General features: G+C 43.7%; 26 protein-coding genes. 9 read left to right on the top strand and 17 right to left on the bottom strand.

From position 1 onward, the window contains the following. Window positions 1-114: 114 nt before the first annotated feature. The 4 genes from AC6R16_RS05035 to AC6R16_RS05020 all read right to left on the bottom strand — a co-directional run bounded on the left by AC6R16_RS05035 (window position 115) and on the right by AC6R16_RS05020 (window position 2,542). Window positions 115-1,272: a conjugal transfer protein TraF gene (locus tag AC6R16_RS05035; protein ID WP_500640972.1), complete on the bottom strand. Its 1,158-nt coding sequence runs from the start codon at window positions 1,270-1,272 to the stop codon at window positions 115-117. An 85-nt stretch (window positions 1,273-1,357) separates the two neighbouring features. Beyond that, complete coding sequence (locus AC6R16_RS05030; RefSeq protein WP_500640971.1) at window positions 1,358-1,660, bottom strand: GIY-YIG nuclease family protein; 303 nt, start codon at window positions 1,658-1,660, stop codon at window positions 1,358-1,360. Then, complete coding sequence (locus AC6R16_RS05025; protein WP_500673776.1) at window positions 1,660-2,313, bottom strand: YceH family protein; 654 nt, start codon at window positions 2,311-2,313, stop codon at window positions 1,660-1,662. Before AC6R16_RS05025 ends, AC6R16_RS05030 begins: the two co-directional genes overlap by 1 nt. A gap of 34 nt (window positions 2,314-2,347) precedes the next feature. Beyond that, window positions 2,348-2,542 carry a hypothetical protein gene (locus AC6R16_RS05020; protein WP_500640969.1) on the bottom strand — a complete coding sequence of 65 codons (195 nt, stop codon included), beginning with the start codon at window positions 2,540-2,542 and terminating at the stop codon, window positions 2,348-2,350. Window positions 2,543-2,726: 184 nt separating this feature from the next. Here AC6R16_RS05020 and AC6R16_RS05015 point away from each other — a divergent pair, with 184 nt between their 5' ends. Both AC6R16_RS05015 and AC6R16_RS05010 read left to right on the top strand, forming a co-directional pair. Next, window positions 2,727-3,044, top strand: a complete 318-nt coding sequence (locus tag AC6R16_RS05015; protein ID WP_004743727.1) for a DUF496 family protein — start codon at window positions 2,727-2,729, stop codon at window positions 3,042-3,044. 306 nt (window positions 3,045-3,350) lie between these two features. Beyond that, a complete protein-coding gene (locus AC6R16_RS05010) occupies window positions 3,351-3,590 on the top strand; it encodes a YgjV family protein (RefSeq protein WP_174263834.1) in 240 nt (79 codons plus the stop codon). An 85-nt stretch (window positions 3,591-3,675) separates the two neighbouring features. On the opposite strand, the gene AC6R16_RS05005 is transcribed toward AC6R16_RS05010, so the two are convergent. Then, complete coding sequence (locus tag AC6R16_RS05005) at window positions 3,676-4,293, bottom strand: OmpA family protein (protein ID WP_500673775.1); 618 nt, start codon at window positions 4,291-4,293, stop codon at window positions 3,676-3,678. Window positions 4,294-4,572: 279 nt separating this feature from the next. Between AC6R16_RS05005 and AC6R16_RS05000 the strand changes: the two genes are divergently transcribed. Both AC6R16_RS05000 and bamJ read left to right on the top strand, forming a co-directional pair. Then, window positions 4,573-5,193: a thiol:disulfide interchange protein DsbA/DsbL gene (locus AC6R16_RS05000; RefSeq protein WP_425667043.1), complete on the top strand. Its 621-nt coding sequence runs from the start codon at window positions 4,573-4,575 to the stop codon at window positions 5,191-5,193. 17 nt (window positions 5,194-5,210) lie between these two features. Next, window positions 5,211-5,684, top strand: a complete 474-nt coding sequence (gene bamJ, locus AC6R16_RS04995; RefSeq protein WP_425667042.1) for a BamJ family beta-barrel-assembly machinery protein — start codon at window positions 5,211-5,213, stop codon at window positions 5,682-5,684. A gap of 75 nt (window positions 5,685-5,759) precedes the next feature. Here bamJ and AC6R16_RS04990 read toward each other — a convergent pair whose 3' ends face one another. The 5 genes from AC6R16_RS04990 to nrdD form a co-directional block, all read right to left on the bottom strand. Beyond that, entirely contained in the window at window positions 5,760-6,152 is a 393-nt protein-coding gene (locus AC6R16_RS04990; protein WP_500640965.1) for an NUDIX hydrolase, read from the bottom strand. Window positions 6,153-6,365: 213 nt separating this feature from the next. Continuing rightward, complete coding sequence (locus AC6R16_RS04985; RefSeq protein ID WP_500673774.1) at window positions 6,366-7,022, bottom strand: ATP-dependent zinc protease family protein; 657 nt, start codon at window positions 7,020-7,022, stop codon at window positions 6,366-6,368. 62 nt (window positions 7,023-7,084) lie between these two features. Continuing rightward, window positions 7,085-8,266, bottom strand: coding sequence for an amino acid aminotransferase (locus tag AC6R16_RS04980; protein ID WP_500673773.1), 1,182 nt, complete (start codon window positions 8,264-8,266; stop codon window positions 7,085-7,087). Window positions 8,267-8,440: 174 nt separating this feature from the next. Beyond that, a complete protein-coding gene (nrdG, locus tag AC6R16_RS04975; RefSeq protein WP_239855671.1) occupies window positions 8,441-8,908 on the bottom strand; it encodes an anaerobic ribonucleoside-triphosphate reductase-activating protein in 468 nt (155 codons plus the stop codon). A gap of 69 nt (window positions 8,909-8,977) precedes the next feature. Next, window positions 8,978-11,098 carry an anaerobic ribonucleoside-triphosphate reductase gene (nrdD, locus tag AC6R16_RS04970; protein WP_500673772.1) on the bottom strand — a complete coding sequence of 707 codons (2,121 nt, stop codon included), beginning with the start codon at window positions 11,096-11,098 and terminating at the stop codon, window positions 8,978-8,980. Window positions 11,099-11,391: 293 nt separating this feature from the next. On the opposite strand from nrdD, the gene AC6R16_RS04965 reads away from it, so the two are divergent. Continuing rightward, on the top strand, window positions 11,392-12,279 hold the full coding sequence (locus tag AC6R16_RS04965) for an endonuclease/exonuclease/phosphatase family protein (RefSeq protein WP_500673771.1): 888 nt from the start codon (window positions 11,392-11,394) through the stop codon (window positions 12,277-12,279). Here AC6R16_RS04965 and AC6R16_RS04960 read toward each other — a convergent pair whose 3' ends face one another. From AC6R16_RS04960 to AC6R16_RS04940, 5 genes are read right to left on the bottom strand one after another with little or no spacing between them, the layout of a single operon-like run. Next, on the bottom strand, window positions 12,280-13,326 hold the full coding sequence (locus tag AC6R16_RS04960; RefSeq protein WP_500673770.1) for an efflux RND transporter periplasmic adaptor subunit: 1,047 nt from the start codon (window positions 13,324-13,326) through the stop codon (window positions 12,280-12,282). After that, window positions 13,319-16,660, bottom strand: coding sequence for an efflux RND transporter permease subunit (locus AC6R16_RS04955; RefSeq protein WP_500673769.1), 3,342 nt, complete (start codon window positions 16,658-16,660; stop codon window positions 13,319-13,321). Before AC6R16_RS04955 ends, AC6R16_RS04960 begins: the two co-directional genes overlap by 8 nt. A gap of 17 nt (window positions 16,661-16,677) precedes the next feature. Beyond that, window positions 16,678-17,136, bottom strand: a complete 459-nt coding sequence (locus tag AC6R16_RS04950; protein WP_500673768.1) for a DUF6691 family protein — start codon at window positions 17,134-17,136, stop codon at window positions 16,678-16,680. Window positions 17,137-17,143: 7 nt separating this feature from the next. After that, window positions 17,144-17,560: a YeeE/YedE family protein gene (locus AC6R16_RS04945; protein WP_239855676.1), complete on the bottom strand. Its 417-nt coding sequence runs from the start codon at window positions 17,558-17,560 to the stop codon at window positions 17,144-17,146. 19 nt (window positions 17,561-17,579) lie between these two features. Beyond that, window positions 17,580-17,891 carry an ArsR/SmtB family transcription factor gene (locus AC6R16_RS04940; RefSeq protein WP_171323384.1) on the bottom strand — a complete coding sequence of 104 codons (312 nt, stop codon included), beginning with the start codon at window positions 17,889-17,891 and terminating at the stop codon, window positions 17,580-17,582. 164 nt (window positions 17,892-18,055) lie between these two features. Between AC6R16_RS04940 and AC6R16_RS04935 the strand changes: the two genes are divergently transcribed. From AC6R16_RS04935 to AC6R16_RS04920, 4 genes are all read left to right on the top strand, one after another. Next, entirely contained in the window at window positions 18,056-18,241 is a 186-nt protein-coding gene (locus tag AC6R16_RS04935; RefSeq protein WP_004743759.1) for a YgaP family membrane protein, read from the top strand. A gap of 11 nt (window positions 18,242-18,252) precedes the next feature. Beyond that, on the top strand, window positions 18,253-19,956 hold the full coding sequence (locus tag AC6R16_RS04930) for an FAD-dependent oxidoreductase (protein WP_500673767.1): 1,704 nt from the start codon (window positions 18,253-18,255) through the stop codon (window positions 19,954-19,956). A 187-nt stretch (window positions 19,957-20,143) separates the two neighbouring features. Further along, window positions 20,144-20,326 (top strand): hypothetical protein, encoded by a 183-nt coding sequence (locus tag AC6R16_RS04925; RefSeq protein ID WP_069669565.1) that lies wholly within the window; start codon window positions 20,144-20,146, stop codon window positions 20,324-20,326. Window positions 20,327-20,468: 142 nt separating this feature from the next. After that, window positions 20,469-22,238: a choice-of-anchor I family protein gene (locus AC6R16_RS04920; protein WP_500673766.1), complete on the top strand. Its 1,770-nt coding sequence runs from the start codon at window positions 20,469-20,471 to the stop codon at window positions 22,236-22,238. A gap of 74 nt (window positions 22,239-22,312) precedes the next feature. On the opposite strand, the gene AC6R16_RS04915 is transcribed toward AC6R16_RS04920, so the two are convergent. Together AC6R16_RS04915 and AC6R16_RS04910 are read right to left on the bottom strand one after the other, a co-directional pair. Then, entirely contained in the window at window positions 22,313-22,792 is a 480-nt protein-coding gene (locus AC6R16_RS04915) for an aminoacyl-tRNA deacylase (RefSeq protein WP_500640954.1), read from the bottom strand. A gap of 182 nt (window positions 22,793-22,974) precedes the next feature. Beyond that, window positions 22,975-23,307, bottom strand: a complete 333-nt coding sequence (locus AC6R16_RS04910) for a hypothetical protein (RefSeq protein WP_500673765.1) — start codon at window positions 23,305-23,307, stop codon at window positions 22,975-22,977. Window positions 23,308-23,427: the final 120 nt, after the last annotated feature.

Genomic DNA, 23,427 nt, shown 5'->3' with positions numbered 1-23,427 from the left:
ATATTTATTATATTAGTCTTTTATATAACAAAGACTAATTAGTAAGCCGAGATTGCTTTTATAATATGCAACTTATTAATTTTTCTCGGCTTTTCTTATTATGCCTAATCCTATTTAGAACGTAAAAGACAAATTCCCAGATAAGCCAAATTGGTTGTCTCCGGCATAACTACCAGCCAAGTCGATACTAACCAAATCGCCCGGACTTATCCCTAGTCCTAATGTAAAAGAGCTATCTAAGGTATCTTCGATATCCATCTCATACCCAGCCCTTAACTGCGCCCAGCCAAACGCGTTACCTTCAACGCCTAAACGCAGAAACTGTGTATCATCGGCAAGTTCAGTAAAACGTTTTTGCTTGGTTAAATCCCAGTCTATGGTTGTCGTAAAATACTCCATCGTGTACGCACCAGAGACGGTAACCTGTGGACTAAGCTTATAGGTACTAACCCCAGCAATGTCCAATGTATCAATTTCTTTGGAAAACAGATCTTTAACAGCAAAACCTAGACGGTATTCATCAACGAACCAAATAGCCCCTAAATCGAGATTAAAGGTATTTTTCTTGGTTTCGCTCTTATCATAGTCACTGACATCGAAATCCTCGACGGAGATGTTCTGCTTGTAAGTTTTCAGCTGTTGATACTTAGGGCTAACGCCAATCGACACGTCTTGCCCTTGAATAGTAAAGCGCTTCGCAAACGCAATACCAAACTCGGTATAGCCGAAGGCAATCACGTCGACGTTTGAAGCTTCATACCTTGTTTTTACATTAGCCGGAGCATCACCGCCGTTAGGAGCAATTTTAGGTGCCGCGATAACTTCAGCGTAGCCACGTGAAAACACATTGGCTGATACTACGTTAATTGGGAATGCAACAGCCAAAGCCGCACCACCAGTTACAGAGAGGGCTTTGTTGTCGGAGAGTTGAGTGAGGTAGCTATTAAGCTGAGCAGCTTGCGCGGGGTCTGTACTGCCACCACTTTCAAATGCTTTAATGGTATCTTGTAAGCTATCGATGGTGTCGATGTTTTCGTCTGTATCTCTCAGGTTTGCTCCTATTGCAGGAACAAGTAGCCCAAAATCGTCTTCATCGCGATGAACAGAAACTAGCGCGGGGTTGTAAAAAGGTGCGAGAACATAATCCGCACTTGTTACCCCCGTATTACCCATCCCGTTACCACGGCCATCAGGAACCACGGTTGCTGCATGGGTTCCACCCACTACCACTAAGGAACTAACCACCACTGATATTTTAATTAATTGATTCATATCCGTATCAACCTTTTTTATTACTCATAATCAAGATTAATACAAAATCAGAAGTTTGTAGGATTATTAATCAATTAGTCCCATATCAATCGACAACAAAATTTTGCTGAGTGGTGATAAGTTGCTCTTTCTTGTATTTTGGGAGACGTTTGATCTGATATTCGAGTTTAGAGGCAGTGCTGCGGTCTGCTCCGGCGGGTTTAAACCACTCGAGTTTTAACGGGCCTTTGCCTTTAAGCGCTTTAGCCCCGACACCCTGCTGATGTTGTTGAAAACGGCGTTGTACATCTGTCGTAATGCCACAGTAGAGCGCATTGTTGCGCATTCGAATCAGATAAACATACCACTTCGAACACGCACCATGCTCATCCTGTTTTCGGTCTGGCATTATTCAGTGAGCTGCTCAACAAGTGAACGTAATTCAGACAATTCTGCTTTAAGACTTGCCACTTCCTGCTCCAACTCATCAAGTCGACTGTTATTATTACCCGCAGCTGTTGGTGCCACAGTCGCTAATGTTTCAATATCAACCTCACCGCTGAAGAGGTGCATGTAACGGGATTCGCGTTTTCCCGCTTCACGTGGCAGTTTAACCACTAGCGCGCCCTCTTCTCTCGACGCCATATTTTCGAGTACCGACTCAAGCTCTTTAACATCGGAGAAATCTGCTAATCGATTTGTTCGTGTACGAAGCTCACCAGGGGTTTGTGCTCCACGGAGAAGTAAGCAGCAGACAATGCCCTTCTCTTGTTTTGTGAGCTTAAGATCTCCAAACTCCGTGTTACAGAAACGGTGCTGGAACTTATTAGCTCGGCTGTTAAAGCCACTTTCATCGCTCACAAGTCTACGTGCTATTAAAGCGTCTACAGCATCTTGCACTTCTGCATCACTTAGCGACATTACAGGCTCTCGGTTACTTTTTTGATTACATGCCGTCGTTAAGCTATTGAGTGTGAGTGGGTAGTAGTCAGGCGTAGTGACTTCTTTCTCGATAAGACAGCCAATTACGCGCGCTTCTATATGGGATAGCTCGATATTCATGTTATTTCCTTATTCTTTCATCTCAAACACTAATCTAGTGCTCGGCGAGGATGGGAACTTTTTTAACATTTCCGTTCTCATCGATCATCACTATTTTGCTTCGATTCAGCTCTACTTCGGTCACTTCTTGTCGAGTACGCTCTTTTTTATAAGCACTAATGAGCTTGCTTGCTCGTGGAGTTTGATCTTCAGACTCACACTTTGGGATAACGATCTGCGACATTCGCATTTTGAATTACACATAAGCTTCTAATGCTTGAATCATATCTCGAAGTTTCATTACTCTCAATTGGATGCAAACAGATTGGCGATAAAACCGTCAACGTACTGTAATGATTGATCTTAGGACTGTTCTCATGCGGTTTGTTGTGATTTAATCCTTGTTAGTTATTCGAAAATTAGGAAAGGGACCTATGAGTGGTGTATTTGAAATCGTGTCTCAAGCACGTCGTAAGAATAAGCTAAAGCGTGAGCTTATTGATAACGAAAAGAAAGTACGTGACAACCGTAAGCGTGTTGACTTACTAGAAAACCTGCTTGATTACATTAAAGCGGACATGAGCAACGAAGAAATCGTTGGCATCATCAAAAACATGAAAGCAGACTACGAAGATCGTGTCGATGACCACATCATCAAGAGCGCAGAAATTTCTAAAGAGCGCCGTGACATTAGCCGCCGTATCCGTGAGCTAACTGAAGAAGACAAAGTGATTCAAGGTAAGAAGAAGTAAATTCTATTACTGCTCAAAATCAAAGCCTACACCTCTGTGTAGGCTTTATTTTTTCCGAATAATCATTCGGCTGTTAACCAACATAATTGGTTATTATATTTCTGTAGGTAACGTAAAACGTTTGCGTAATCGCTAACCTTCTCCGTTCCTATTTTTGGGGCTTTCATCACACATTTAGCCCTGTTATATTTCACACCAGTTAATCATTTAGACCATTCGAGGCACGGAGCTTCCTCACTTATCTCAAGAAGAGAAGAATTGGTACCGACCGACGTCGGCAAAATTATAGAGGGTCAAATTATGGATATGGTTGAAATTTTAGGTTACGCAGCGTCAATCATGGTTGCGATTTCACTAACAATGAAAGATATCGTTAGACTACGAGTATTAAACTTCATTGGTTGTGCATTATTCACTGCGTACGGTCTGATGATTGATGCTTGGCCTGTCGTTGTAACTAACGGCTTCATCGCATGCGTTAACGTATACTTCCTTGCAAAAATGCAAAGTGAAAAAAAAAGCGAACAAGTTAAAAGCGCCGCTTAACTAAGCCTACCTATTTAAAAAAGCCCCAGATTAGGCAGCTAATCTGGGGCTTTTTGTTGTCGTAATATACATTAAGTAATTAGAGTTAGTTATTCGCGACAATAAACAGCACTTCTACTCGACGGTTACACGCTTTACCAGTCTTAGTTTTATTGGTACAAGCCGGGACATATTCCCCATAACCGCGCGTAAAAATTGAATCCATAGCGACATTGTTACGAACCAACTGCTGTTTAACCGCTGTCGCTCGCTTAATCGAGAGTTTATCATTGAAAGTCGGAGCCCCAGTGCTGTCTGCATGGCCATCGATTACAATGTCTATCCCTGGTTGCGTAGATAGATAGCTACCCATCATATTTAACCAGTATTTAGAATCAGGAGAGACATGCGAAGAGCCTGTATTAAACTTGATGGTATCTTTCAATTTAACCATAACGTGGTTGCCTGGTAGCAGTTCATAATCAACACCGTTGCTCACCAGGAAGTTCTGAAGGTCACTGTAGCTTTGTGTGCGTTGCTGACCCATCGGTCCTTTGACACCTGAAGAAGCCAATACTGGTGCAGCTCCCCACTCGGGATAGCGTACTTCAAAGTCTGAAGTTGGCGCTGTATCCAGAAGGTCCCCTCCTAGCATTGTCATATCGTCTGGCAAACTGCCACACCCAGAGAGCGCTAGAATTAAAGGAAAGATTAAGTACTTCATTGATTCACCGTGAGTTCCATGCCGATACATAATCTATATCGGCAATCTCGCTGTTACTTTAGCCACCGCGGTAAATTTTTTTCCTTTTAAGATAATTATAGTGAAATTAGCTCAAGCAATAATCAAAGTTCACGATTAGAAATAGTTTTAACCCTCAAAGCAGTCTCACTATTGTTTCTCTTCAGGATAGGAACAAGTAGAATCAACACACGAATCACTCACGAGTAAACGCTTTGAAATCTCTAGTTTCGTTTACTCGCGACAAATAGAGAAAATCATATGAAAAAAATTGCGTCGCTTTTCCTTATCGCCGCTTCTGCATTGATCGTAGGTTGCTCTGATAACTCTCAACCTGTTGAGGGTAAACAGTACGAGCAACTACCAGCAAATCTATCCACTTTTAGACTTCCTCAAGTCACTGAAGTTTTCTCTCTAAATTGTGGCCACTGCCGTCATATGGAAAACGAAATCCCTGAGATTGAAAAGCTCACCGGGCAAAGCATTGGTAAAGTTCATGTGACTTTCAATGAGAGCGCTCAAATTGGCGCGATGATTTACTACGCTGCGGAAATGCAATTGGGTAAAAAGCCTGATCATGACATGATGACAGAAATGTTTGCTGCAACTCAAATGGGGGACGGCGCAACACTTTCAGAAAAGAAAGCAGCGCTTGACCTCGTATTCCACAGTCGCGACCTAGTCAGCCCTTACGACTTCAACGAAGAGCAACAAAAACAACTGTTCGCAGCGATGCAGATCGCGGATGATATTACAACCAAAGGTCAGATAAATGCGGTACCAACCTTTATCGTCAATGGTAAATATCAGATTATTACCAGTGGTCATCAAGATGCAGCAGGTATTGCTGAAACGATCAACTTCTTACTTACTCAACCTTAATTCAACGGATAGGATTTATGTCTAAAATTGTCTTCCCGATTATTATTTTCGTACTTGCGGGATTCTTCATTTATCGTACATACACAAACCATAAGGCTAGCGAGTCAAACTTCGCAGCAGGTCAAGCCTTCTTACTTGAGAACCAGAAGAAAGACGGTGTTGTGATGACTGAAACTGGTCTTCAGTATGAAGTACTACACAAAGGCGAAGGTAACGAACATCCAACACCATCTAGCAAAGTTAAAGTTCATTACCATGGTACATTGTTAGATGGAACGGTATTTGATAGCTCTGTCGAGCGTGGCGAGCCTATCAGCTTCAAGCTCAATCAGGTAATCAAAGGTTGGCAAGAAGGGTTAACTTATATGTCTGTAGGTGACAAGTTCCGCCTTTACATACCTAGTCAGCTTGCATATGGCAAGAACGGAACAGGTCCAATCCCACCAGCAGCTACCTTAATCTTTGATGTAGAATTATTAGAAATTCAATAATCGAACACTGATGATTTAAGATAAAAAAAGCCAGTCAACTTATTCGTTGACTGGCTTTTTTAATACTGATTGATTCTATACCAGTTTTTCTTGCATCAAGTGACGCTTGATAAAGTCTACATCCGCTTGGTAAAAATCGTTCAATGGAATTTGATCTGGTGATAACCAATGAAACGTCTGCTTCCTATCGCTATCAACCACTTGTGGTTCTTGCTGTTCGTTGGCATTGAAAATCGCATAATAGATGCGTCCGCCAAAATCATTAACAGCGCTATACGTCGCCGAATGTTTCACGCTTTTCATCTTCGTTTCTTCAAACAGTTCTCGTGCAGCTGCGTCAGTACCCGACTCATTGTGATTAACTGCACCACCTGGAAACTCAAACACCATACCCTTTTTAGCACGATAGCGCTCTTGAACTAGCACCTTGCCATTCTTACGCACGATAGCCATCGACAGGTGTTTCATATTTGACTCCTTTCTCATTATATTTTTCGCAATATCATAAGCTTATTTATATGGGGGAATTGTTTATGAATTGCAACGTACCGACAAACTTCACCCGAATATTAACTTAATGGCATAGATTTCAAAGACGCAAACGATAAAAACATGATCTAGGAATTAAAAAAGCCAGCACATTGTTTGTGTGCTGGCTTAATCATTAGTGAGTTAACGTGTTTACTTGTGCTTATCTTGGATGTATTTCTGGCTAACATCGACAACGGCAACATCTTTGAAAAAGCTGCGCCCAAGTAGTAATGGGAAGGTAAGATGCGTTCTATCCGCTAAAGTAAAATCGGTCTTGTCTTTCAAATCACCTAGTTGAACCCAAGCTTCTACAACAGCACGCTTATGTGAATCTTCGGAACTAGACTGTCGGACCTTAACCCAGCGTTTAACAGGGAGTGCAACTTCCTTGCTCTTAATACCATCGTGCTCAATTTTAAACTTAACCCAGTCTTTTCCATCACGCTCAAAAGGCACGATATCTACTGCACTAATGGAAGATGTGGTTGCACCTGTATCTACTCGCGCTTTGAAGCTTTCTTCTAAGCCAGGCACGTAAACCCATTCTTCAGCACCTAACAAAAGCTTTCCATCTTGGGTTTTCTTTGGTTGCTCTTTAACGACTGGAGGTTTCGGTTTCTCTTCGGGCTTAGCAGGTTTTTCAACCTCTTCTTTTGGCTCTTCAACCTTAGGTTTCTCTACTTCTTCCTTCGGCTGTTCTACTTGTGGCTTCTGCTCTGGTTCGACGGGCTGTTGTCCTGTGGTTGAACACGCCATCAAACCGCCACTTAAAATAAATGGAATCAGTGTTTTCCACGTTTTATTCATTTGTTCACCTAACTCGACAAAACAGAAGTGCTTAAAATGGGGTCTAACGACCCCTATTACACTTAAGAAACTTTAATTATCGCTTCGGCTACATAAGGAATGTCCTTTTCAGTCAGTCCAGCGATATTGATTCGACCATCACCTACCCCATAAATGCCATATTCTTCACGGAGTTGCGTCATTTGGTCTTGGCTAAAGCCTAGCACAGTAAACATACCTTTGTGACTTTCTATAAAGTCGAATTGTGAAGTATTGTGGTTATTTCTCAATTCATTACATAAAGTCTGGCGCAAGCTGACTAAACGTTGCTGCATTTCGCTTAATTCTTGTTTCCACACACCTGTCAGTTGGTCACTTTGCAAAATGGTCTTAACCAACGCTGCACCGTGATCAGGTGGCATAGTGTAAGTTGCGCGTGCGAGTGTCAATAGCTTACCTTTTGCGTTGTTCACATCACCTTGTGATTTGCCTACCACGATGGCAGCACCAGTTCGCTCACGGTATAAACCAAAGTTTTTAGAACAAGACGTCGTGATCAGCATTTCTTCGACGTTGTCCGCCATAAAGCGTAGACCTTTGGCGTCTTCTTCGAGTCCATCGCCAAAGCCTTGATACGCGATATCAACAAACGGGATGAAACCATTTTTCTGAGATAGCTCTGTGATCGCTTGCCAAGCAGCAAAATCGATATCAGCACCTGTCGGGTTGTGACAACAACCGTGGAGCAAGACAACATCTTCTGGCCCTGCTTGAGCAAGATCTGACATCATTTTGTCGACATCAACTTGCTTAGTTTCAGGGCTAAAGTAGCTGTAATGTTTTACTTTTAAGCCAGCGGCTTCCATAACCGGACGGTGGTTGACATAACTTGGATTAGAGATCCAGACCGTGGTATTAGGCTGAGCCACTTTCATTAAGTCACCCAGCATGCGCAGCGCGCCACTCGCACCCGGTGTTTGAATTGCAGCCACGCGCTCCATGGCTGAAGTGCCATCAAGCAGCAAATTAACCATCGATTGGTTAAACTCTTCACAGCCTGCTAGGCCAACATATGATTTGGTTTTTTGCTCAGCGACAACGATATCTTGAGCTTGAGAAATTGCTCTCATCACTGGTGTTTCGCCAGCGCTGTTTTTGTATACCCCAATGCCAAGATCCACTTTTTCAGCTCGTGGGTCATTGCGGTATGCAACAGATAAAGAAAGAATAGGATCCAATGTAGGAGTCGGTAAATGAGAGAACATGAAAGTCACAACCCTTTGAAATTCAAGTAACGAACTTCAACTTACCATCTAATCGATAGATCTAGAAATAAAATTTCATCCTGTCAGAGCAAAACAGGATAAAAAACCAAACCAATTAACAATTATTTAACTTTTACATTTACAACAGAGAAATCTACTGGATGATTTTCAACACTACAGCTTAAAGCTATGGATGATTTGGTTCGAGCTCCCACGCCACTCTAAGTTTAAGTCTCGTTTGTCTTGCTCATATTTGCCATCAATCAACGTATCAATGTACTGAGTAATTTCCCTTTGTTCGTCACTTAGATCTGCAAGTGTATATCCCGTCCAAACCCAAATGTCTTTATCGGGGCATTCTTGTCGAACGCGTTTAACCAATTTTAGAATATGTGGCACATTTGCAGGATGAAGCGGATCGCCGCCTGATAGGGACAAGCCTCTACGCTTTATTCTTGTATCGTTGAGATCCGCAATGATTTGGTCTTCCGCCTCTTGGGTAAACAACACACCAGAATCTAATCGTTGCGTCGATTGGTTGTAACACCCTCGGCATTGGTGAATGCAACCTGATACAAACAGTGTGCATCGTGTGCCCGGTCCGTTAACGACGTCGATTGGATAATACTGGTGGTAGTTCATGATATCGCTCTTAAAATAAAATGAGCCCTAACATCTAGGGCTCGATTAGAAGTCGTTTATTACGGAAGATTACAGGTGCTTCACGCGTCGTTTCACTTCTTCTTGCTTGCCGAAGTTGAACGGTCTTGCATCTGGACTGCCTAGGTAACCACAAACGCGTCGAGTAACCGAAACTTTGGTCGAGTCATGGTTACCACAGCTTGGGCAGGTGAACCCTTTGCTCGTACAATCAAACTCGCCTTTGTAACCACACTCGTAACACTCGTCGATCGGTGTATTGGTACCGTAGTAAGGAACGCGGCTGTAGCTGTAATCCCAAACGTTTTCTAGCGCTTCAATGTTACGCTGCATATTTGGAAACTCGCCGTAACAAATAAAGCCACCACTTGAGATGTACGGATACGGCATTTCAAAATCGATCTTATCGTATGGGTTAACCTTCTTCTCCACGTCAAGGTGGAAGCTGTTTGTGTAATAACCCTTGTCTGTTACCCCTTTGATAACACCAAACTCTTTAGTATCAATTCGGCAGAATCGGCTACACAAGTTTTCACTTGGCGTTCCGTACAGGCTATAACCATAACCTGATTCCTCAGCCCATTGATTCACTTTGTCTTTAAGATACTTAACCACGTCGATCGCTTTCTGACGTAATGCAGAATCATCGTAAACGTGCGTCTCATCGCCAAACAGCGCATTGATAGTTTCATGGATACCAATGTATCCGAGTGAGATTGATGCACGGCCATTTTTAAAGATGTTCGCGATTGGCTCATCCGCTTTTAGGCGAACGCCACAAGCGCCCTCCATATACAGAATTGGAGCAACACGCGCTTTAACGTTTTCAAGGCGAGAAATGCGCGTCTCTAGTGCGCGGCGAGCGAGGTCTAAACGCTCATCGAGTAACTTGTAAAACTGCTTTTCGTCGCGGTTTGCTGCAATTGCAATCCTTGGTAGGTTTAAACTCACGACACCTAGGTTGTTACGACCTTCGTGGACAAGCTCACCATTTTCTTCGTATGTACCCAAGAAACTACGACAACCCATAGGCGTTTTAAATGACCCGGTGATTTCAACCACTTTGTCGTAGTTAAGAATATCTGGGTACATGCGCTTAGAAGCACATTCAAGCGCAAGCTGCTTAATGTCGTAGTTCGGATCTTCTGACTTGTGGTTCAGGCCATCTTTGATGCCAAATACCAGTTTTGGGAACACCGCTGTTTTACGGTTTTTACCTAGACCGGCAATACGGTTCTTCAGGATCGATTGTTGAATAAGTCGTGAAGCCCAGCTTGTACCGAGACCGAAACCAAAAGTGACAAATGGGGTTTGACCGTTTGCTGTGTGAAGTGTGTTTACTTCGTATTCTAGAGACTGAAATGCGTCATAACACTCCTTCTCAGTGCGAGCTGTTGCAAAGGCTTCAGGGTTAGGAATATCCCACTCTTTAGCGATCTCTAGATGCTTGTGATAGCTTGTCATCACGTATGGCTCAAGGACTTCATCAATACGGTTGATCGTTGTACCACCGTAAATATGACTCGCAACTTGGGCAATAATCTGCGCAGTTACTGCTGTCGCTGTCGAGATTGATTTTGGCGTGTCGATCTCGGCATTACCCATCTTAAAACCGTGAGTAAGCATTCCTTTAAGATCAATCAGCATACAGTTAAACATTGGGAAGAACGGCGCGTAGTCTAAATCGTGGTAGTGAATATCACCCATTTCATGAGCTTGAACGATATCACGCGGTAAAATGTGGGTCTTCGCGTAGTGCTTCGCAACAATGCCTGCCAATAAATCGCGCTGAGTAGGAATAACCTTACCGTCTTTGTTGGCGTTTTCGTTAATTAAGTCAACATTGCTTTCTTCGATTAAGCCTTCAATCTCGCGAGTCAACGCACTTTGCTTTTCGCGCGCAATATCACGGTCATGTCGGTATTCAATATAAGCACGAGCAAGAGACTTGTATGGCCCTTGCATTAACTCATTTTCTACTCGGGTTTGGATGTCATTGATGTGTACTTCATCGTGATCTTTTAGCTGAAGCTCCACCGCAAGTGCTACATTCAGTGCATAAATTGCGATTTCTTTATCAACGTGCTCTGCTGCTGATTCCACTGCAGCTTGAATACGATCCCTGCTAAACGGAGCTCTTGAGCCATCACGCTTGATTACGATTGGTTTCACCTTTTCTCCTTACCCCAGCATACTCACAGACTTATCCACAAACACACTATATAGGGCGATTTATTTTTCGACTGACACTATATGTTGTGGCGTATTTAACGAGATGACACAGGAGAAAGTATTGATTTTGATCAATAAAATTAGACCCTCGCTCAAGATCAAATCGATCTTAGTGGCACTGATCTCAGTTGCAAAGAAAATGATGAAAATTAGAAAAATGCAACAAATCCTACTTGCATTTTTGGGATGTCTTGTAGCATAAAGGCTGCAATATATTTCATTGAGTTAAGCCTATGCTACCCCCTAAAAAGTGGTCACTTTTTGTTTCTCTGTTATGTTTGCTCTCTTTTTACTCTAGTGCCAACGACACCATTTATACGACTTGGAATATCGAGTGGTTGAGCGACACACCTTCTGAGCAGTTTTCTTCATCACAGCGAAACGAAGATGATTACCTCGCTTTGAGCCGTCATTTTGATTCTATTTCCCCTCAAGTTCTCGCCTTTCAAGAGGTCAACGACCCTATCGCGTTAGAGCGCGTTATCGGCTCTGACTATCAATTATTTTTTTCACAAAGAAGTTTACCGAGTAATAGAAAGCACCAGTTTGATGAGATTAACCAATACACAGGATTTGCGGTAAAGAAAGGAATAAACGTTTCTAATCGCGAAGATATCCGTCTCGATAGCAGTAGCAGCAGTAAACTAAGATTTGCGACTTATATTGTGCTAAACCCAAACAGTGCTAATTCAGTCCATGCATTGTCTGTCCATTTGAAAGCACGTTGCTCTGGTGCCTACCGCAATAGTCGCGATTGTAAAACGCTAAAAGAACAAGGCAAAAACCTAAATCTTTGGATTAAAGAGCGAGAATCGAATGGTGAGTCTTACGTTATATTGGGCGATTTTAACCATAATCTCAGTTACCAAGGCGACTGGCTATGGAAAGAAATGACCCAAGGCACCTCTGCTCGCCTCGCATCAAAACAGACCAAGGCTGAGTGCAAAGTTAAATCGCGTAACAACCCAAAAAGGACTCACCAATTCAGGTCATTGATTGATCATATCATTGTTAGCGAAGCACTCACGGCAACAAAGCCTGAGCAAAACGTTTTTCCAGTGTCAGACGTCCTCGATTATACACTGAGCGATCACTGCCCATTGAGCATGCAATTACACTAGTTAAATATCGCTCGGATTGAGTACCACGATATCGCCCGCCTTAAGGCCTTTGCGTACACGGAAATCTTCACCTAGTTGAACTAACCGTGTATGCACCTCACCACCTTGAACGACTTTGACATAATCCAGTTGCCCTACTTGATAGATGGCCTCTAACGGAACACGTACGACTTGCTGTGTGCCTAGCTCGACTGACACTCGTGCAAAGTTACCTGGGTATACTTCTTTCTCGGTTTCAAACGCTAATTTAATGAGATAGCTACGAGAGCCAGCGTCTGCTGACGGTGTAATTTCACTCACAGTAGAATCTATGATGATGCCATTAGTGGGTAAATCTAATGCCAGTGTTTTACCCAGTTCAATATGAGGCAAGACAGATTCTGCAATATCTGCCTCTACGACAAGGGATTGCGGGTTATACATAGATAACAAGGCGGAGCCCGGTGTCGCAGTATCCCCTTGATGAGCAGTTTTCTGAGTAATGATGCCATCAAAAGGAGCAGTAATAACACTATAGCCAAAAGTGGTTTCTGCCTCAGTAACGGCGGCTTTAGCTTGCATTAACGCTGCTTGAGAGGTTTGTAGATGATTCTCTGCTTGGTCATATTGAGACTGAGGCACAAGCTTTCTGTTCAGAAGTTCCTTAACGCGTTGATACTCTTTTCTCGCATTGTTTAACGTTGATTGGGCGGAGACAAGCGCTTGCTCTGTCTGTTCTACCTTAGCATCGAGATCCCCGCTTTCTAGGCGTATCAGAATATCCCCCTGCTTTACCTGATCACCAACACTCACAATAACTTCGGCGACGGTGGCGGTTAACCTTGAGGCAACCGTCGCTTTTTGCTCAGCAACCACACGCCCTGAAAACTCTCTTTTTATCGTTTCTTCACTTGCGACAAGCTTAACGGTATCAAAGCTTGGAGCGCTCATCATACGGACTTGGCGCTCTACAGGCAGTTTTGGCGTAAACACTCCCGCCATATACAAAAACAGAACAGCTAAACCGCTAAACAGTAATCCACCAAGCAGCCATGTTTTCTTATTCATTGTCGTCTCTCCTGCTTTCTCGGTGTTTTGATTCTTTGTTATGCATCGGCATACCATGCCCTTCAACTCGCTCATACGCGAGGTTATAAACCACTGGAATCACAATTAAAGTGAAGATGGTTGAGGCTGCGATACCGAATATGATCGCCCACGCTAAGCCGTTAAAGATTGGGTCTAGCGTGATAATAACATTCCCCAACAGCGTTGTTCCGGCTGTGAGCAGTATCGGCCTCATTCTTACAGCACCAGACTGGATTAGTGCCTTGTGTAGTGATTCCCCACTGGCAAGAGATTGCTGAATAAACTCAATCAAAACCAGTGAGTTGCGGACCACAATACCCGCGAGAGCAATCATACCAATCATGGCGGTCGCAGTGAACAACGCAGGGTTTGGATAACCGTTAATCTCTTGACTCATACTGTTGAGCAGCCAAAAGCCGGGCATGATACCAATAACGGTTAAAGGTATTGCCAGCATGATGATCCCGGCAACCGCAGGTAAACTTGTTTGAATCAGCATAACGATAAACACGCCAAATAGTGCTGCGCCATAGGCAATACCTAAGTCTCGAAACACATCGACGGTAATTTTCCACTCGCCTTCTCCACTCCAGACTACGTCGATACCTTCGTTAACCTGCCAGGGCTTACCTGAACCGTTGTTTAGGTAACTACGTTCGTTCCATTCAACCCAGTTGTTTTCATGCACCCTATTTTGGTCAGCTATGACATCAGCAATGATTTCACCGGGCACTCGACCCACAGTTTCTGCGTACACATAAACAACAGGTTTTAGGTTCTTATGATAAATCGGCGTATGTACAATGCGTTTTTCAAACCGCCCTATCTCTCCCAACTGTACCAATGGTTGCGGGGCGTCAACCAGCGAGCCATTGTTGAGCGTCTTCACTACACCCGCTTGCCCCCTAACATAAAGACGCAACAGGCTATCAAGATCATCCCTTTGGTCACGAGGTAAACGAATTTTTACTGCCAGTGGGTTTACTTCTCTATTAGAGCCCAACTGACCAATGACATAACCGTTATTTGCCGCCGCTATTGTCTCGTTGACTTCTTGTATCGACACACCAGACAAGGCGGCTTTTTCTTGGTCAACGATAAATTGCCAAGCTTCTAGCTGATCATCAATGCTAGTATCAACTTCTGTAACAAAAGGCTCTAGAGAAAGGCGCTCAGCAACGCGCTGTGCCTCCAGCATTAGCTCTTGGTAAGAGGTATGATCTTCACCATAAACTTCCGCGGTAATTGTAGCGATAACCGGAGGCCCCGGGGGAACTTCGACAAGCTGAATTGATGCATCAAAACGATGAGCAATCTGTTCTAAATCACTGCGAAGTCGAGTCACTATTTCATGTGACTGCATAGAACGTTGGTCTTTTTGTGCCAAAACAATCCGTAGCTCGCCTTGATACGGTTGGCTACGCATAAAGTAGTGTCTAACCATACCGTTGAAGTCCATTGGTGAAGCAATACCCGCAAAGCCAGATACCGACTCTACTTCAGGTACAGTCACTAGATAGTCAGAAAAAACACGTAGCGTATTCGAGGTATCAACAAAGCTTGAGTATTCAGGCATGTTTAACACCAACTGAAATTCATTTTTGTTGTCGTAGGGTAAAAGCTTCAGTGGTACAAGTCGCATTGCCGGTAAAAGTGCCGCAGCAATAAACAAGCCCGCGACAATCGTCAGAAATAGCCACGCTTTTTTACGGCTTTTAAGCAGCGGTGTCAGCAAACGCGCATAACCCTGATAGAGCGTTGATGACTCAAAATCATACTGACCTGACGAAGCGGCTCCTTTGAGGATCTTTTTAGCAAGCCAAGGCGTGACAAAAAACGCCACTAAAGTACTCACTACAACGCTCACAGGCACATTAAAAGCCAATGGTGCCATATAAGGCCCCATCATCCCTGTAATGAAGAACATTGGCGTAAATACAATGACAATAGCAACCGTCGACATTATCAGCGCGCTGCGTATTTCTCCCATCGCAAGTACAATTGCCTTTGCGCGAGGCAGATTTTTGCGCTTCAAATATCGTTCGATATTGTCGATACTGGCTATGGGGTCATCCACAATCAAACCCAAAGCCAGAATCAGCGCAAACAAGGTAACTCGATTGATCGTGTAACCAAACAGTAAGTCGAGCCCTAATGCCGCGCCGTAACTCAATGGAATCGCAATACCGACGACTAGCGCACTTCGCCAGTTTAAAAACAGGCCGACAAACACAACGACCGTCAGCACTGAAATGGCTAAACTTGAGACCAGATTGGAAACCTTGTCATCCGCGGTTTTACCGTAGTCTCGAATGATGTCGACTTTGACCGAGGACGGGAACTGATTTTGTTGCAACTCATAGAGCTTCTCGACCGTTTGACTCGCTACATCTACCGCATTCGCCCCTTTTTGCTTGGCGACTGAAATGAACACCGCCGGATGTTCCACTTTGTGTTTCGCATCAATGTACCAAGTGTCGTTGGAAGGCTCCGCTGCGCGCTCAATTACCTTCGCGACATCGCGAAAAAACACCGGTTTGTTATTGACGACGGCGACAACCAGATCACCGACCTCCTGAGCACTGGTAAGCAATCGACCCGACTCTATGAGATACCGATTGCCGTCAACCTGAATCGAGCCCGCTTGCTGTTTATTGTGGCTGACGTCAAATGCAAAGTTTAAATCCCTTAAGGTAATTCCATAGCTTTCCATCGCAACAGAATCTAACTCGACACTAATCAGCTTAGATTCCCCACCGACCACTTGAACACCGTTTGTTGATGGAATTGATTTGATGCCAAGTGTTGCTTGGTCTGCTATGCGCTTGAGATCGTGCCTATCTACCTGTTTAGGATCAGTTGAATAAAGCGCCGCAACTACGATAGGCACATCATCTATTTCGACGGGCTTTACCAACCATCGAGTGACGGAAGGAGGAATATGATCTTGATTGGAGTAAAGTTTGTTATACAGCTTAACCAACGCCTCTTCACGCGGTTCGCCGACAAAGAATCTAACAATAACCTGTGCGGCGCCATCTGATGAAGAGGAGTAAACGTACTCAATCCCATCGATTTGGCTGAGCAATTTTTCGAGAGGCTCTGTTACCTGTCTTTCAACTTGTTGTGCACTTAAACCTGGCGCTTCAATCAGCACATCCGCCATTGGCACGACAATTTGAGGATCTTCTTCCTTAGGCGTCAGCCACAGAGACACCGCACCAACTGCCAATAGAAAAACAATGATAATGGGCGGAAAGAAGCTGTTCATTATCGAATGAACGACACCATCCTTGGTTGAACTTCTATTCATTCTGTTCTCCTAACGCACTAATTCGCTTTAATCGGTGAGACGGACTTTTGAGTTGATGAATCTAGCGCCTTGATGAATAGCGAACCTAGAAGCATCGAGCTGAAAAATAACAATATATCACTATTGCCAAGCGCCAAACTTGTCACCGCAGGTCCAGGGCATATACCGGCTATCCCCCACCCCAATCCGAACAGGGCCGCGCCAATAACCAGTTTGACGTCAAGGTTAGTTTGGGTAGGGGTTGAAACAACCGAACCATCCATCGCCCTAGAGGTTTTCTTGATGTGTAACCAGTAAAAAGGCATAAACACCAACAAAGCGCCACCCATGACAAAAGCGAGACTCGCGTCCCATTCACCCATTACATCAAGGAAGCCGACCACTTTCTGTGGTTGGATCATACCTGACATCGTCATTCCTACACCAAACAATAGTCCGCTAAATAACGGAGCTAAACGTAATACAGTCGATTTCATCTGTCACTTACCCAAGTATATGAAGTCGCACGTAAACCGTGACTGCCGCTACACACATAAAGATAGAAGTGGCGACAATTGAACGTTTCGACAATCGTCCTATGCCACATATCCCGTGTCCACTTGTACAACCATTGGCAAGGCGAGTCCCCGCTCCAACAAGCAGACCAGCTAATACAATCCCCATCATTGGGGTATTGCTTGTATCCGGTGCATCAATCCCAGTGAACAAAACAGTAATCACTCCACCAGCAATCAATCCAATAGCGAAGAGCAATCGCCACCAATAATCGCCCTCTTTTGGGCTAATTAAGCCATTGATTACGCCACTAATCCCAGCGATTTTGCCGTTTATCAGCAGCAGTAATACAGCCGAAATACCAAGCAACATTCCCCCAACTAGGGAATCCCAAGGAATATTCATTTCTTCAATCACCTTAAAACTACTTACCACAAAATACGGAATGTAACGTTTGAATTAGGGTCTCGACTCGTGGATCAGACAATGAGTAGAAAACCTGCTGAGACTCTTTACGCGCTTTGATTAGGTTATGTTTTCTCAATACAGTTAGGTGCTGGGAAAACGCAGACTGACTAAGAGAAGAACTCGACTGTAGCTCCCCAACTCCCACCTCTCCCTGAGTCAATTGACACAACACCATCAATCTTTCCGGATGAGCCATCACTTTGAGTAATTCGGAGGCTTCTACTGCATTGCTCTGCATCTCTTTTAAATCAGAAAATTCAACGTTCATACAATCACTCCAAATACCTAAACTATATTAGATGATACTTATAAACCTACTTTAGTCAATGCTAATTTAGCTTTTTAATATTTAGACAAATTAACATTAGACAATGCTAATTTATAACTCTATAGTAAATCCCAACAGTGCATGAATGAAACGGATACTTTGTTATGACACTAGAAAATGCTATTCGAGTTCTTGCCGGTGGAATGGTCATTTTATCAGTCGGCCTGACAATGACAGTCAGTTCAAACTTTGTTTGGTTGACACTTTTCGTCGGAGCAAATTTGATTCAGAGTGCGTTCACAGGATTCTGCCCTGCGGTTGTTGTACTAAAGAAGCTTGGGTTTAAGTAACAGAGGTTGATATGACTAAGATTTTAATTGTTGGTGGTGTAGCTGGTGGGGCTTCCGCTGCTGCTCGTGCACGCCGTTTAAGTGAAGATGCCGAAATTATCATGTTTGAACGAGGTCCATTCGTTTCGTTCGCAAATTGTGGCCTTCCTTACCATATTGGGGGTGACATCCAAGAGCGAAGCAAATTACTTCTACAAACTCCAGAAAGCTTCTTAGCGCGCTTTAATGTCGACGTGCGTGTGATGAATGAAGTGATCTCTATTGAGCGCAGCAGTAAAACGGTTACAGTACGAAATCTAATCGATAGCAGCGAGTATACAGAAAGATACGACTTTTTATTGATTAGCCCGGGCGCTGGCCCTGTGGTTCCGCCAATTCAGGGGATCGATAACCCACTCACTCATTCGCTGCGTAACATTCCTGATATGGATCGCATCATTCATACCATCCAAATGAACAAGCCTGAACATGCAACCGTGGTTGGCGGAGGCTTTATTGGTCTTGAAATGATGGAAGCTTTTCATCAGTTGGGAATCAAAACCACCTTAATCGAAATGGCCGACCAAGTGATGACGCCCGTCGATCGCGAAATGGCTGGCTTTGCTCATGCTGAAATTAGGCAAAAAGGCATCGACTTGAAACTAGGGGTTGCCCTTGAAGCGGTTGAGTACGTTGCGAACGAACATATCGCCTCACTTGAGTCAGGGGAAGATGCGGCACACCAGCACATCGAAGGCGAGCTAAACCTAACACTGAACAATGGTGAAACCTTAACCACAGATATTTTGATCATGGCAATTGGTGTACGTCCAGAAACCAAGCTAGCTCAAGAAGCAGGACTTCAAATAGGTGAGCTAGGTGGTATCTACACCAATGAGATGATGCAAACCAGCGATCCAAGTATTTACGCGGTTGGTGACGCCGTCGAAGAAAAAGACTTTGTCACAGGTGCTCAAACTCTGGTTCCACTAGCTGGGCCTGCTAACCGTCAAGGTCGTATGGCTGCCGACAATATGCTAGGACGTCAAGAAACCTATCAAGGAACACAAGGCACTGCTATCTGTAAGATCTTTGATCTCGCAGTGGCATCTACAGGTAAAAACGAAAAGCAACTTAAACGTGAAGGCATTGACTACGAAAAAGTCTACGTGCACACAGCAAGCCATGCGAGCTACTACCCTGGCGCTGAAATTGTCTCATTCAAGATGTTGTTCGACCCTAAAACAGGCAAGATCTTTGGCGCGCAAGCGGTCGGTAAAGATGGTGTTGATAAGCGCATTGATGTTATGGCGGTTGCACAGCGAGCAGGTATGACAGTAGATCAGCTTCAACACCTTGAACTCACCTATGCGCCACCTTACGGCAGTGCCAAAGATGTGATTAACCAAGCTGCATTTGTCGCCACAAACATCATCCAAGGTGACTCTACCCCGATACATTTTGATCAAATAGATTCGCTTAGCGAAAACCAAGTGTTACTTGATGTTCGCAATCCCAGCGAACTAGAGAATGTTGGATTTATCGAAGGAGCAATCAACATTCCTGTCGATCAACTACGTCAACGTATGGCTGAGTTACCAAAAGACAAAGAAATCGTCATTTATTGCCAAGTTGGGTTACGTGGTAACGTTTCTTACCGCCAATTGGTGAATAATGGATACAAAGCGCGAAACCTCATTGGCGGTTACCGCACATACAAATTTGCTCAAGCCTAGCAATCACTTGCAGACATCTAATTAAATCAAATTTGGGGAGCTTCGCTCCCCTTTTGTTTTTGCTGCAGGTGAGATCACTACTACCTTGGTCTAGTCATGGATTTAAATTGATCCAGATCATTTTACCCTGATTTTAGTAAGGTTATGTTGTTATTGTGTTAACGGAGAATTAACAAGGAAGTATCAAATGGAATTAAAAAAAGACCCTCGCTGCTACACTGACGTTTGCATTAACGGCAAATGGTTTCATCACGACCACTGCACAACAAGTGCTTACATGCTGAAAGGTGGCGCTTCATGTGCGGTTGAGTTAGAAAGAATGCCAGAAACCGAGTCTGAACTGATAGAGCTGATCTCTTCACAGTTTTAAGTTCGTAACCCAAACGTTATCGCTGCCCCTTTGTTACAACCCAACTTTAAGCCGATAACTGTTATCAGACTGTCATCAAATCAACATCCTAACTAAATATATCCTTCATAGAATTCTCTAACTTTTTCATGGAGGATATATTTTGTTAACTCGCTCTCTATCAACCACTTCACTCGCTATCAGCGCAATTATTGTCAGCGGTTGTGCAACTCAACAACCCAACGATGTTTCTGTTCAATGCTCACCTACCCAATCTGTCGAAATTTCCGAAAGCTCTTTGTCTGGCTTAACCCTTGTTGGGTCTTATGTGTCTAATAGTCCGTTTGATTCGTCGGCCGCTGAGATCGTCACCTTTGATAGTTGTACCGATCAATTGTTTGTCGTTAATGCTCAGTCTAAACGTGTGGACGTACTTGCACTCAATGGAAACAACCAGCCTTCTCTAAAGACTGAACTTGATTTGAATGTCGCCGCTTCTCACGCCAACATTCGCATTGGCGCTGCGAATAGCGTGGCGGTCTATGAAGGGTTACTTGCAGTTGCGATAGAAAACGCAGTTAAGCAAGAAAATGGTCTTGTGGCTTTGTATCGAGCTGACAGTCTAGAGCTCATTACCACATTTGAAACTGGCGCACTACCCGACATGGTTACTTTTTCAAAAGACGGCCAATACATCGCGACCGCTAATGAAGGTGAGCCAAACTCCGATTATACGATTGACCCAGAAGGCAGTATCACGCTTATAGATCTAAGCCAAGGGCTTGGAAAAGCTAAATCGTTCCAGATAGGCTTTAGTGACTTTAATCAAGGCCAACCTCGTCATCATGAACTTGATAATGACGTCAGAATATCTGCCCCTAACGCTAGCGTCGCGCAAGATCTTGAACCAGAGTATCTAAGCTTTTCTGATGATGGTTATCTATACGTGGCTCTACAAGAAAACAACGCACTTGCCAAAATAGATCTCAGCACCAAACAAATAGAGCGAATCAAAGGTCTAGGTGAAAAACATTGGGCAGACAATAAGCTCGATGCGTCTAACAAAGATAAAATCATAGGAAATTTTCAGTCCTATCCAATGCTTACCGGGTTGTATATGCCTGACTCGATAGACAGCTATCAGGTTGATGGTAAAACTTACGTGATCAGCGCTAACGAAGGAGATGGGCGGGAATACGGTTTTAAAACGACTCAGAAAGCTTGTGAGAACCAGGGTTACAATTGGGACGGAGATGACTATTCCGGCAGCGACAAATATGGCTCTGAGGTGGACTTTTGTATCGCCTATTCTGATGAAATCAGAGGTGCCAAGCTAAAAGTGCCGTCATCCCATCCATTGTCATCTGCGCTGAAAGACAAAAAACAGCTCGGCAGATTAAAAGTGATTAAACCAGAGGGTCAGCTGAGTGATGATTCGCACATACAGTCTTTTGGTACGCGCTCTTTTTCTATCTGGGATGAAAATGGTCAGCTTGTGTTTGACAGCGGCGATCAGTTTGCCGATATCGTCTATGCTACACAGCCTGAGCACTTAAATAGTAGTAACGACAGCAATAGCAGTGCCGATAGCCGAAGTGATGATAAAGGTGTCGAGCCTGAAGCCATTGAAGTAGCAGAGATCAATGGACGCCAAATTGCGTTTATCGGTTTGGAACGCCAAGGCGGAATCATGGTTTATGACGTGACCAACCCACATTCGCCGCTGTTTCTTCATTACAAGAACAACCGTGATTTTTCAAAACCTGTCTGTACTGAGGTCGATGACGGCGATTGTGCCAATGGAAACTACAACCCTGAGGCTGGTGATTTAGGGCCAGAATCAATTCATTACTTTACTCGTAATGGTCAGCATTTACTCGCTGTGGGCAATGAGGTTAGTGGCACAACTACCGTCTATCGACTTGAATTTTAATTAGGGTCATAATCGCCTGCCGATAAAAATCAAAGCCATCGAGGTTATCGATGGCTTTGAATTAGGTGACTGTCTCAGTGAAACAATTCACTACTAAACCTCATCATTCTACTTTCACCCATTAATCTTTGGAAAGACTCTTGGTCAAGCTTAATCAAGGTTTCGTGGTCTCCAGCCTCAAGGTAGACATAGTTTTGCCGCGTTAACACTTCATCAAACGTCATCGACATATGATATGCGCTCCCAACTGGTGGCACCGCACCGTTCTCGCAGTCTTCAAACATCTCGTACAGTTGCTTCTCTTTGACAAGGTGAAAACTCGCGTTCAACTCCTCATTAAGCCTTGAAAGGCTAATCTTATTTTTGGCGGGCAATACAGCCATCATATGATGACCATCATGATCCTCTAATACGATCCCCTTAGCTAAAGAAACTAAAGGAATCCCGGCCGCCACACCACTTTGCAGTGAGCTTTGGCTATGGCTATGCCGAACAGTGCCAAACGGGATGTTATGTTCACTCAAATAGCGATCCAATCGGTTTGCAATACTCATCTTTGCCTCCGTAAAGCAATACCCTATTTGAGTATAGACCTCCTAACATGCGCTCTCCATGTGGCTTTTTGTTCGAAAGATGCATCACCTAATTATTCTGAAGCAAGGTGTTATACCCTTTGGCAAAAGAATTAACTGATCCGATTAGCATTTTCTGGAAACAAAGTCCTATTATTTAAATTTCAATGGCATATCAATGTATAATTAGGAGTCTGATTGAGTATGCTGCTACTTTTTTTAAGAGTCATATAGCTCTTATCAATTTCACACGCTGGTAGCGCATAACCGGAAATTTTCTCACCATTTTTCATCCCCTTAAACCTGCATACATTGTTTGATTCAGCGCCATTAGCAAGTCTAATTGTTGGCTTACAATAAACCTCCACAATTTCAAACTCTTCTATCTCACTCGAACCACCCCCTACTAGAGTTAATAGGAACATCATAAAAACCAGTACGAACGCTGTCACTGCAGCTAACATCATTCTAATTTGGCTTTTCAGAATATTTCTCACATACAACTCCCTTGACCGATCGATTATACGCCTCGACCTCCACACATAGAGACACCAGCGGCCCAACTAGGCTTATAGAAAGATAATAAAGAAGGAACCTTACTTGCTATCATTTCAAGT

It is taken from the genome of Vibrio sp. R10-SG3-ISO10, assembly GCF_059834185.1.
The sequence above is the reverse complement of the archived record's forward strand: the minus strand, read 5'-3'. Positions and strand labels throughout refer to the sequence as shown.

What these genes read in the sequence shown, in the direction of transcription:
- AC6R16_RS05035 (WP_500640972.1), bottom strand. Translation starts at nt 1,272, where the DNA reads ATGAATCAATTAATTAAAATATCAGTGGTGGTTAGTTCCTTAGTGGTA.
- AC6R16_RS05030 (WP_500640971.1), bottom strand. Translation starts at nt 1,660, where the DNA reads ATGCCAGACCGAAAACAGGATGAGCATGGTGCGTGTTCGAAGTGGTAT.
- AC6R16_RS05025 (WP_500673776.1), bottom strand. Translation starts at nt 2,313, where the DNA reads ATGAATATCGAGCTATCCCATATAGAAGCGCGCGTAATTGGCTGTCTT.
- AC6R16_RS05020 (WP_500640969.1), bottom strand. Translation starts at nt 2,542, where the DNA reads ATGCGAATGTCGCAGATCGTTATCCCAAAGTGTGAGTCTGAAGATCAA.
- AC6R16_RS05015 (WP_004743727.1), top strand. Translation starts at nt 2,727, where the DNA reads ATGAGTGGTGTATTTGAAATCGTGTCTCAAGCACGTCGTAAGAATAAG.
- AC6R16_RS05010 (WP_174263834.1), top strand. Translation starts at nt 3,351, where the DNA reads ATGGTTGAAATTTTAGGTTACGCAGCGTCAATCATGGTTGCGATTTCA.
- AC6R16_RS05005 (WP_500673775.1), bottom strand. Translation starts at nt 4,293, where the DNA reads ATGAAGTACTTAATCTTTCCTTTAATTCTAGCGCTCTCTGGGTGTGGC.
- AC6R16_RS05000 (WP_425667043.1), top strand. Translation starts at nt 4,573, where the DNA reads ATGAAAAAAATTGCGTCGCTTTTCCTTATCGCCGCTTCTGCATTGATC.
- bamJ (WP_425667042.1), top strand. Translation starts at nt 5,211, where the DNA reads ATGTCTAAAATTGTCTTCCCGATTATTATTTTCGTACTTGCGGGATTC.
- AC6R16_RS04990 (WP_500640965.1), bottom strand. Translation starts at nt 6,152, where the DNA reads ATGAAACACCTGTCGATGGCTATCGTGCGTAAGAATGGCAAGGTGCTA.
- AC6R16_RS04985 (WP_500673774.1), bottom strand. Translation starts at nt 7,022, where the DNA reads ATGAATAAAACGTGGAAAACACTGATTCCATTTATTTTAAGTGGCGGT.
- AC6R16_RS04980 (WP_500673773.1), bottom strand. Translation starts at nt 8,266, where the DNA reads ATGTTCTCTCATTTACCGACTCCTACATTGGATCCTATTCTTTCTTTA.
- nrdG (WP_239855671.1), bottom strand. Translation starts at nt 8,908, where the DNA reads ATGAACTACCACCAGTATTATCCAATCGACGTCGTTAACGGACCGGGC.
- AC6R16_RS04965 (WP_500673771.1), top strand. Translation starts at nt 11,392, where the DNA reads ATGCTACCCCCTAAAAAGTGGTCACTTTTTGTTTCTCTGTTATGTTTG.
- AC6R16_RS04960 (WP_500673770.1), bottom strand. Translation starts at nt 13,326, where the DNA reads ATGAATAAGAAAACATGGCTGCTTGGTGGATTACTGTTTAGCGGTTTA.
- AC6R16_RS04955 (WP_500673769.1), bottom strand. Translation starts at nt 16,660, where the DNA reads ATGAATAGAAGTTCAACCAAGGATGGTGTCGTTCATTCGATAATGAAC.
- AC6R16_RS04950 (WP_500673768.1), bottom strand. Translation starts at nt 17,136, where the DNA reads ATGAAATCGACTGTATTACGTTTAGCTCCGTTATTTAGCGGACTATTG.
- AC6R16_RS04945 (WP_239855676.1), bottom strand. Translation starts at nt 17,560, where the DNA reads ATGAATATTCCTTGGGATTCCCTAGTTGGGGGAATGTTGCTTGGTATT.
- AC6R16_RS04940 (WP_171323384.1), bottom strand. Translation starts at nt 17,891, where the DNA reads ATGAACGTTGAATTTTCTGATTTAAAAGAGATGCAGAGCAATGCAGTA.
- AC6R16_RS04935 (WP_004743759.1), top strand. Translation starts at nt 18,056, where the DNA reads ATGACACTAGAAAATGCTATTCGAGTTCTTGCCGGTGGAATGGTCATT.
- AC6R16_RS04930 (WP_500673767.1), top strand. Translation starts at nt 18,253, where the DNA reads ATGACTAAGATTTTAATTGTTGGTGGTGTAGCTGGTGGGGCTTCCGCT.
- AC6R16_RS04925 (WP_069669565.1), top strand. Translation starts at nt 20,144, where the DNA reads ATGGAATTAAAAAAAGACCCTCGCTGCTACACTGACGTTTGCATTAAC.
- AC6R16_RS04915 (WP_500640954.1), bottom strand. Translation starts at nt 22,792, where the DNA reads ATGAGTATTGCAAACCGATTGGATCGCTATTTGAGTGAACATAACATC.